Raw genomic sequence first — 8,819 nt, 5'->3', positions numbered from 1 at the left:
TGGATCAGCTCGTGACCGGACGTAACTGGGCCGGCAATTACGCCTACCACGCTCCCCTGATCGCCCGCCCAGCCAGCAGGCAGGAGCTGCAGGAGCTGGTTGCCGGTGCAGACCGTGTAAAGGCACTCGGATCCCGCCATTCGTTCAACGACATTGCGGACACCGAAGGTACGTTGGCGGTCCTTGACCTTCTGGACGAGAGCATCAGCGTAGACGCGCTAAACATGACAGTTACCGTAAGCGCGGGCACGCGTTACGGGACCCTCGCCGCTGAACTTAACCGGCAGGGCTTCGCGCTTCACAACCTGGCTTCCCTGCCTCATATCTCGGTAGCCGGAGCCGTTGCGACGGCAACACACGGCTCGGGCGATGCCAACGGTAATTTGGCCACCGCTGTCGCAGGCCTGGAGATGGTCACCGCTGACGGCGGCATGCTCTCTGCCCGCCGCGGGGACGCATACTTTGAGGGCATGGTCGTGGCATTGGGCGCCCTGGGCATCGTCACCAGCCTGACTTTGGATATCGAACCCGCATTCCAGGTCAGCCAAAGGGTGTATGAGGGCTTGGCCTGGGATGAGGTTCTGGAGAACTTCGACGAGGTAACGTCTTCCGCGTACAGCGTGAGCCTGTTCACCGACTGGAGCGGAGCGGCGGTGCAGCAGGCCTGGTTCAAGAGCCGTGCGGGGGATCAGCGGCACGGCGGCGGTTCATCCGGATTCCTCGGGGCGGTCCCCGCCACCGAGGCAAGGCATCCCCTACCCGGCGTGTCCGGCAGGAACTGCACGCATCAGCTTGGCGTTCCCGGGCCCTGGTCCGACAGGCTGGCCCACTTCCGGATGGAATTTACCCCGAGCAAGGGAGACGAGCTGCAAAGTGAATACCTGATCCCGCGCGAGCATGCCACGGACGCCCTTCGCACCATGAGGAGCCTCTCTGACATGGTGACTCCGCTGCTGCTCATCGGAGAGATCCGCACGATCGCGGCAGACCAGCTCTGGCTGAGCCCCAACTACGACCGCGATGGCATCGGTCTGCACTTTACGTGGCGCCAGGATCAGCCCGCCGTCCAGGCCGTGCTGCCTCTGCTTGAGGCAGAACTCGCCCCTTTCATAGCCCGCCCGCACTGGGGGAAGCTGTTCGACGCCCGTGCCGCCGCCATCAGGCCGATGTACCCGCGCTTGGGCGACTTCATGGCCCTGGCGGAGAGTCTGGATCCCTTTGGCAAGTTCCGGAACCGCTTCCTGGAACGCACCGTATTCGGCGCCTGACGCTGTCAAGATGACCGCCCCCGATCCGCCCGTTTGCCACATCCCCGCCCCCGCCCGCTGCCGCCGGGCTGTCGTATGGCGAACCGGCCCCTCCAGGCGGAACAGCCTGGCCCTGAGGCCCAGACTCGTCCGCCAGCCAGGTAAGCAATTACTGCGCCTGACAGGGCTCGGAGTAGTGAAAGCGGCGGCGGGAGCCGTTTCCGATGAGCCGCTGTTCAAGGCGGCCCCATGAGCGGCGAAGAACGGCGCCACGGGTCCAGAATGCAACGGCGGTTTCCTTCTTCATCGTCCCAGAGCTTCTCGTCGCAGAGGATTTTGAAGTAGGTCAGACGGGAACGGTCATCGCCTGGCGTGTGCAGGGAGGCGCAGCCGTTTCCGGCCCCGGCGGTTCCTTCGTCCCTTGACCCCTGAGCACGGTGGCCTCCGCCATAGGGGCACAACAACTGGACCGTGATGTCCTCCCCAACGGCCAACACGCAGCCTTGACCTCGCTGGCCCAGTGTCTGTGGGGACTTCCGATGCCTTTCTAAGGGTATTCAGGCACACCACTACCCGAGCCGGATGGAAGGCTGTGCCGTGGCGGGCCCAGCTCACTGCGAGTTGCAGGCGCTCCAGGGGCACCCTATAGGAAGCGCTCTTCGACGCTGAGGCTAGCCCTCCAGCGCCAGGATGCGGTAACTCATAACGTGCGCCTGGCCGGGCTCCAGGACAATGAGATCCTGGCCTGAATTAAAAGCATCGGGCGGGCAGCTCATGGGTTCAACAGCCAGTCCCTGACGATCGCGCAGCTCTCCGGAGTACAGCTGCAGCCAGGGGGCATCGGCGCCCGTGGATTGGACCACCGCAGAAAGCCTCAGCGCGGGGTTTCGGAGGGTGACGTCCCACCTGCCCGCGGGAAGGGCAGTGAAGGCATGGTCCAGCCGTTGGGAACGGAGCAGCCTGGCTACGGAGAAGTCGAACTCGGTTCCCCTGGAGTCAATCAGGTCAGCGGGTTGGAGCTTTTCATCGGTCAGCAGCACCTTGCCGGCCGTGAAGTTGAGCTCACAGTTGGAGATGTCCTCCCGGCCGACGGTCACATAGGGATGGGAGCCGCAGCCATAGGGCGCACGCGACTGGCCGCAGTTCTCAGCCCTCAGCTCCACCATGAGCCCCGAATCTGCCTCCAGCCTGTACCGGGTCGAAAGCTCGAGCTGAAACGGATACCCGGGTTGACCATGCAGCCGGTGCGTGAGCGTCACCTCTTCAGATGAATGCCGCTCCACCTGCCATTCGCGCCAGAGCACGAGTCCGTGCAGTGCACTGCCGGTGGCCGCCTCATTGACGGGCACTTCGTATCGCTGCCCCCCAAAGCCATATGCGCCGCCTTGGATCCGGTTAGGCCAGGGCATGAGGGTTTTGCCGGCATATGCCGGTGGCAGCTCGTCCGGAGGGAAGGGCAGAACAAGGTCCTGGCCCTGGAAAGTGAGGCTCTGCAGCCCTGCTCCTACCGTGGTCGCAGTTGCCTTGTACTCCCCTGCCTCGAGAGAGATCAGCTCCCCGTTGGGATTGGCGATTGATGACATGCTGTTCCTTCCAGGAGGATGCTGCGCCAGGGTAGGTCCGCGCTGGGCATCGCGGTGCTTTGGCGGACATCAGAGGAAGTTGCGGGGTCAAGGAGAAGGTTAGTCAAGGCGAAGGCTATTCGGCCGTTCGCCGTTCCTCAGGCTGGTGAGGGCCGGGCGCGACCACCCCTGCGGGGTCAGAGAGAAGCTGGGCAAATGCCAGTTCTGCGGCACCAACCAACAGCAACTCTGATCCCAGGACTGCTCTTTTGATCTTTACCCCGGCTCCCAGCCCGCCTATGGTCTCTTTGGCTACGGCCGCGACAAGACGTTCTGGATCCAGGTCAAAGATTGATCCCAGAAATCCCCCGAGCACGATTATTTCCGGGTTGAAAGTGTTCACAAAGTTCGTCAGCGCCACCGCAAGGAGGTCAATTTGCCTTTCAACTTCCTCTTGTAGCTCCCGGGAAGGGCGTTCAGCAATGGCCCGCTCCAGCTCTGCTTGGTCAGCCCGGACCAGGCCGAGCGGAACAAGCAGCCGTTCAAGGCGGACTTCAGCGTCCAAACACCCGGACCTGCCACAATGGCACTTCTCCCCATCGGTTCGCACCAGTGTGTGGCCGAGTTCGCCGGCAAAACCAGCAGAGCCGCGCAAAGGCCTGGCACCGGAAATGACTCCGCCGCCGATGCCGCTGGCACTTCCATTAAGATAAACCGCGTCTGAATATCCGACGGCCGCCCCGTAGATGCTTTCCGCCAGCGATCCCAACGTGGCATCGTTCCCGGCATGCACCGGACGGCCCAAGGCCTGCTCCAGGGAAGCCGACAATGGCTCGTTGGTCCACTGGAGGTGCGGCGCCAGGAGCACTTGGCCGTCGTCAGACCTGACCAGTCCGGGTACGGCAACTCCTACTCCTGTAATGCGCTCCATGGCCTCCAGTTCGGCCTGCATTCCTTCTATGATGGCCCGGCTGATGCTCACTGTCTCCCTCACGGAAGGCTGGGTGGCGGCTTCATACCGAATCCTTCGATGGACGCGGCCTCCCAGGCCGACAAGCCCGACCGTGACGGCATCTACATCTGGATTTATAGCCAGGGCCGCTATTTTTTCGTTGGGATGAACAAGGGGGCTGGGCCGTCCGACGCGCCCTATGGCAGGAGATTCTGTTTCGTAGGCGAGCCGCAGTTCTCCTAGTTCGGCTACCAGGGCGCTAATGGTTGACCGATTCAACCCCGTGCGTTTGGTCAGGTGGGCCCGCGATTGGGGTCCTTCCCTGTGGAGCAGGCCCAAGATCAACGACAGATTGTTGCGTCTGATGGTATCCGGGGTCTGCAGCGCCTTAGGGTGGGTTCCCTGCACACCGTGGAGTTTGGTCAGGCGTGAAACAGTCACCCTATGCCTCTCAAAATCAGTAGTAGTCGCTTTTCATCTTCCGCCTGAGCGGCGCTTGTTGAAAATATCGAAAGCAACGGCCAGGAGAAGCACGAGACCCTTGATGGCCATTTGCCAGGCAGCATCGACGGAGAGAATCGACAAACCCATATTAAGCACACCCATGACGAGGCCCCCAATGACCGCACCGATGATCGTGCCTATTCCGCCTTGAACGGCGGCACCACCAATGAATACGGCCGCGATGGCGTCCAGTTCATAGTTCTGGCCTGCAGAGGCCACAGCGCCACCCGCTCGGGCCGTACTGACAACACCCGCCAATCCTGAGAGCACTCCGATGTTGACGAAGATCAGGAAGTTGACCCATTTTGTCTTGACTCCTGACATCTCAGCCGCGAAGAGGTTGCCGCCCATGGCGTAGATGTGGCGGCCGAACACAGTGCGGTTCAAGACAAATGTGTACACCAGAATAAGGACCGCGAGGATGATCAGGATGATCGGCGTACCGTTGTAGCCGGCGAGCAGCCAGGCCAGCGCCATGATGCCTATGACGGCGCCTGCGGCTTTGATACCGAAGGATGAGACGGGTTCTCTCGGCAGGTCAAGCCGTTGGAGCGTCTTCCGGGTACGGATGAGTTGGAGCACAAGGGCTGCAGAAGCGACGATCCCGATGAGGAGCGTGAGGCTGTCCCTTTGTGCGACCTCACCAAAGACTGGAGGCAGCCAGCCGGCGCCTATGGCGGTGAAGGGTGCGGGCAATCCGCTGATGGTTCCGCCGGTCAGCAGGACAAGGGTCAGCCCGCGGAACAGCAGCATTCCCGCCAAGGTAACGATGAAGGCGGGTATCTCTACGAAGGCTATCCAGAACCCCTGCCACGCACCGACCACTGCGCCCAGAAGCAAACCGAGAATCACCGCGGCCCACCAGGGCAGTCCCCAGTTGTTCATGGCAATGGCGGTTACGGCCCCGACCATCGCCACCACTGAACCAACTGACAGATCGATGTGCCCGGCGATGATAACGATCACCATTCCAATGGCCAGGATCAGGACGTAAGCATTTTGCTGGATGAGGTTGTTCACGTTGCCGGGCATGAGGAGCCGGCCGTTGGTCAGGAACTGGAACAAGGCGACGATGATGACCAACGCTGCCAGGAGTCCGTACTGACGAAGGTTGATCGGCGATTTCCGCGGTGGGGCCTTGGGCGTGGGCTTGAGGGTGGTGTCGGTACTCATGGTTAGTCCTTTCCAGCAGTCATGTAGTGCATCAGCACTTCCTGGTCCGCTTCTTCGCGTGGAACTTCGCCGGTGATGCGGCCTTCGGAAATGGCGTATATCCGGTCCGAAAGGCCGAGCAGTTCCGGCAGTTCCGAGGAGATGACGATGACAGCTTTTCCTTGTGCTGCGAGTTCGTTGATGATGCCGTAGATTTCGTACTTCGCACCGACGTCGATTCCACGGGTGGGTTCGTCGAGAATGAGGATGTCCGGCCCGGAGAAGATCCATTTGCTCAGGACGACTTTTTGCTGGTTCCCGCCGGACAGTTTTCCGGTTATGGCATCGACCCCGGGGGCCTTGATATTCATCCGTTCCCGGTATGACTCGGCGACCTTGTACTCCCTGTGGCGGTCGATTACCCCCCAGCGAGCCAGCTTTGACAAGGCGGCAGCTGAGACATTCACGGTGATGTTTCCGATCAGATTCAAGCCGTACCGCTTCCGGTCCTCCGTGGCGTAGGCGAGGCCGTTCGCTATTGCTGCTTCCACGGTGTGGACGTCTATGGGCTTACCGTGCTTATAAACCGTGCCCGATATGTTCCTTCCGTACAGCCGGCCAAAGATACTCATCGCCAGCTCGGTCCGGCCGGCGCCCATGAGCCCGGCGAAGCCGACGATTTCTCCTGCCCGGACGTGGAAGGATGCGCCGTCCACAACTCGTCTCGTGTGATCCACTGGATGATAAACGCTCCAGTTTTCGACCCGGAATATTTCTTCGCCGATTTCTGGCTTCCTCGGCGGGAACATGCTGGTCAATTCCCTGCCCACCATTGACCGGATGATGCGGCTTTCCGTGGCATCAGGCCCGTGCATGTCAATCGTCTCGATCGACTTTCCGTCGCGGATGATGGTGACCCGGTCAGCAATGCGGCGTATTTCTTTCAATTTGTGGGAAATGATGATGCTGGTCACTCCCTGTTCGCGCAGGTGCTCCAGGAGATTGAGCAGGTGCTCGGAGTCTTCGTCATTCAAAGCCGCCGTCGGTTCATCGAGGATGAGCAGCTTTACTCTCTTGGAGAGTGCTTTGGCGATTTCCACCAGCTGCTGCTTCCCCACCCCGAGTTCAAGCACCCGCGTTGCTGGGCTTTCCCTAAGCCCTACGCGGGCAAGGAGAGCAGATGCTTCCAGGTTCGTTTTGTTCCAGTCCACGACGCCGTTTCGCGCGCGTTCGTTGCCGAGGAAAATGTTCTCGGCGATTGACAGGTAGGGGCTGAGCGCCAGCTCCTGATGAATGATGACGATGCCCTTGGCCTCGCTGTCATTGATCGATCTGAAGCTCGCCTCTTCCGCTTCGAACTCGATGACGCCGCCGTAGGTCCCGTGTCCATAAACGCCGGATAGAACCTTCATCAGCGTGGACTTGCCTGCGCCGTTTTCTCCACAGATCGCATGGACTTCACCCCGGGCAACCTCGAGCGAAACCCCGTCCAGCGCCCTCACCCCACTGAAGTCCTTGGTGATGTCCAACATCCTCAGGATGGGCACATTCACGGTTACTCCCCTTCGTTTTGGTCTCAATATTCCGGATGCCAGGGTGCGCTCACCGAACGGCCGGCGCACCCTGGCATGGTTTCTAGGTCAGAGACCGACATCGGAGGATTTGAGGAAACCTGAATCGATAAGCTTCGACTTGACCGCGTCCTCTGTGACAACTTCGGGGACCAGCAGGTACGAAGGAACTACTTTCTTACCGTTGTCATAGGTCTTCGTGTCATTCACCTCGGGCTGCTGCCCGTCTGCGATTGACTTCACCATCTTGAAGACCTGCTCGCCCAGAACGCGGGTGTCTTTCCAAACGGTCATCGACTGTTCGCCTGCAAGAATTGCCTTGACATTGGCTTTGTCAGCGTCTTGGCCTGTAATAATCGGGTAGTCCGCACCCGGCTTGTAACCTGCCGATTTCAGGGATGCCTCAATTCCAATGGCAAGGCTGTCATTCGGAGAGAGGACGACGTCCACCTTCTTTCCTCCGCCATAGAAAGAGGACAGTCGGTTGTCCATTTCAGCCTGGGCCTTGTCGCTGGCCCACCCCTGGACGCCGATGGACGCCCATTCAGCAGCGGATTTCGGGGCCTTACCCGACGGAACCGTCAACTGGCCCTTCTGGATATAGGGGTAAAGCACGTCCCAGGCACCGGCAAAGAAGAACTTCGCGTTGTTGTCGTCGGGACTTCCCGCAAATGCTTCAAGATTGAACGGTCCCTTGCCGTCCTTGAGCTTCAGGGTCTCCTCAACGTACTGGCCCTGCAGCTGTCCCACCTTGTAGTTGTCAAACGTCGCGTAGTAGTCAACGTCCTCGGTGCCGTTGATCAGACGGTCATAGGCGATGACAGTCGCATCCTGCTTTTTGGCCTCAGCGAGGACCGGTGCCAGGGCAGCGCCGTCGATGGCGGCGACGACAAGAATCTTCGACCCGCCCGCCACCTGGTTCTGGATCTGGCTAATCTGCTGGTCCGTCTTGTTGTCTGCGTACTGCAAATCAACGGTGCAGCCGGCAGATGCCAGCTTCGAGCGGAGGCCCTCGCCGTCATTGATCCAGCGCTCGAGGCTCCTCGTCGGCATCGAGATTCCCACGTTGCAGTCCTGGCCGCCCCCACCCCCTGCTTGAGGTGCCGCGCCGCCACCGCAGGCAGCGAGCGAGAGAGACAGGACAGCAACCGTACCGGCGGCCGCAAGGGATTTGCTTAGTGACATGTTGTTTCTTTCTTCTCTGAACAGCACAACAGCTTGTGAATTTTCGGTGACGCCGAACCTCTCGGATCTGAACCAAGGAGGCCAACCGGCGGTCAGGATGGTCTCTGCGACGAACCAAGGGGAAATGTTGTTGGGTCAAACTTATACCCGAATGGCCGGTGATGCAAGTCTCAGTTCGGCCTGAAGCGGCCCGTACCACCTGCATCCGTTTGCGTTCATTCAGCTGTTTGCCGTAAATGTTGCCGCAAGAGGCATAAGTTGCTGACACCGCCAAAGACCGTTGTGCGAGCCCAAGCGGAAAACTTCTCTGGATCCGAAGCTTGAAGGTACTGGATGCCAGTACTCGCGGCGGGCGGCTCTAACCGGGGTCCGTCCAGGACCGGTTCCGCGGGGTTACCGACGCGACCCTGTCCTGGTGGTTAAGCCAGCACTGGTCCGAGCAGCACGATCGGGATACGCAGCAGCATCGCAGTGACCGATGGACAGAACCTGATCTCGCTCAGCACGCAGAACCGGGAGTACATCGGGGTCTCCGCGGGGGAGACTGTGGACGTGGAGCTGGAAGTGGACACACAGCCACGGATTGTGGAGGTCCCGGAGGACCTGGCGGCAGCAATGGCAGCGGAGCCGACAGCCCAGGAGTTTT

Annotated in this window: 7 protein-coding genes; 1 reads left to right on the top strand and 6 read right to left on the bottom strand. The window is 60.5% G+C overall.

Annotated elements, in window-relative coordinates; genetic code table 11:
• The first annotated feature begins 11 nt into the window (after positions 1-11).
• Entirely contained in the window at positions 12-1,268 is a 1,257-nt protein-coding gene (locus tag RIN13_RS19440) for an FAD-binding protein (RefSeq protein WP_309108957.1), read from the top strand.
• A 215-nt stretch (positions 1,269-1,483) separates the two neighbouring features.
• Here RIN13_RS19440 and RIN13_RS19435 read toward each other — a convergent pair whose 3' ends face one another.
• The 6 genes from RIN13_RS19435 to chvE form a co-directional block, all read right to left on the bottom strand.
• Complete coding sequence (locus RIN13_RS19435; protein WP_309108958.1) at positions 1,484-1,744, bottom strand: hypothetical protein; 261 nt, start codon at positions 1,742-1,744, stop codon at positions 1,484-1,486.
• Positions 1,745-1,918: 174 nt separating this feature from the next.
• Complete coding sequence (locus tag RIN13_RS19430) at positions 1,919-2,830, bottom strand: aldose-1-epimerase (RefSeq protein ID WP_309108956.1); 912 nt, start codon at positions 2,828-2,830, stop codon at positions 1,919-1,921.
• A gap of 115 nt (positions 2,831-2,945) precedes the next feature.
• Positions 2,946-4,202 carry an ROK family transcriptional regulator gene (locus tag RIN13_RS19425; RefSeq protein ID WP_309108955.1) on the bottom strand — a complete coding sequence of 419 codons (1,257 nt, stop codon included), beginning with the start codon at positions 4,200-4,202 and terminating at the stop codon, positions 2,946-2,948.
• A gap of 33 nt (positions 4,203-4,235) precedes the next feature.
• On the bottom strand, positions 4,236-5,438 hold the full coding sequence (gene mmsB / locus RIN13_RS19420) for a multiple monosaccharide ABC transporter permease (RefSeq protein WP_309108954.1): 1,203 nt from the start codon (positions 5,436-5,438) through the stop codon (positions 4,236-4,238).
• A 2-nt stretch (positions 5,439-5,440) separates the two neighbouring features.
• On the bottom strand, positions 5,441-6,949 hold the full coding sequence (gene mmsA, locus RIN13_RS19415) for a multiple monosaccharide ABC transporter ATP-binding protein (protein WP_375164801.1): 1,509 nt from the start codon (positions 6,947-6,949) through the stop codon (positions 5,441-5,443).
• Positions 6,950-7,057: 108 nt separating this feature from the next.
• Positions 7,058-8,173: a multiple monosaccharide ABC transporter substrate-binding protein gene (gene chvE, locus RIN13_RS19410; protein WP_309108952.1), complete on the bottom strand. Its 1,116-nt coding sequence runs from the start codon at positions 8,171-8,173 to the stop codon at positions 7,058-7,060.
• Positions 8,174-8,819 lie beyond the last annotated feature (646 nt).

This window comes from Arthrobacter sp. (assembly GCF_031179985.1).
Classification (GTDB): domain Bacteria; phylum Actinomycetota; class Actinomycetes; order Actinomycetales; family Micrococcaceae; genus Arthrobacter.
This window is presented reverse-complemented; position numbering and strand designations above follow the sequence as displayed.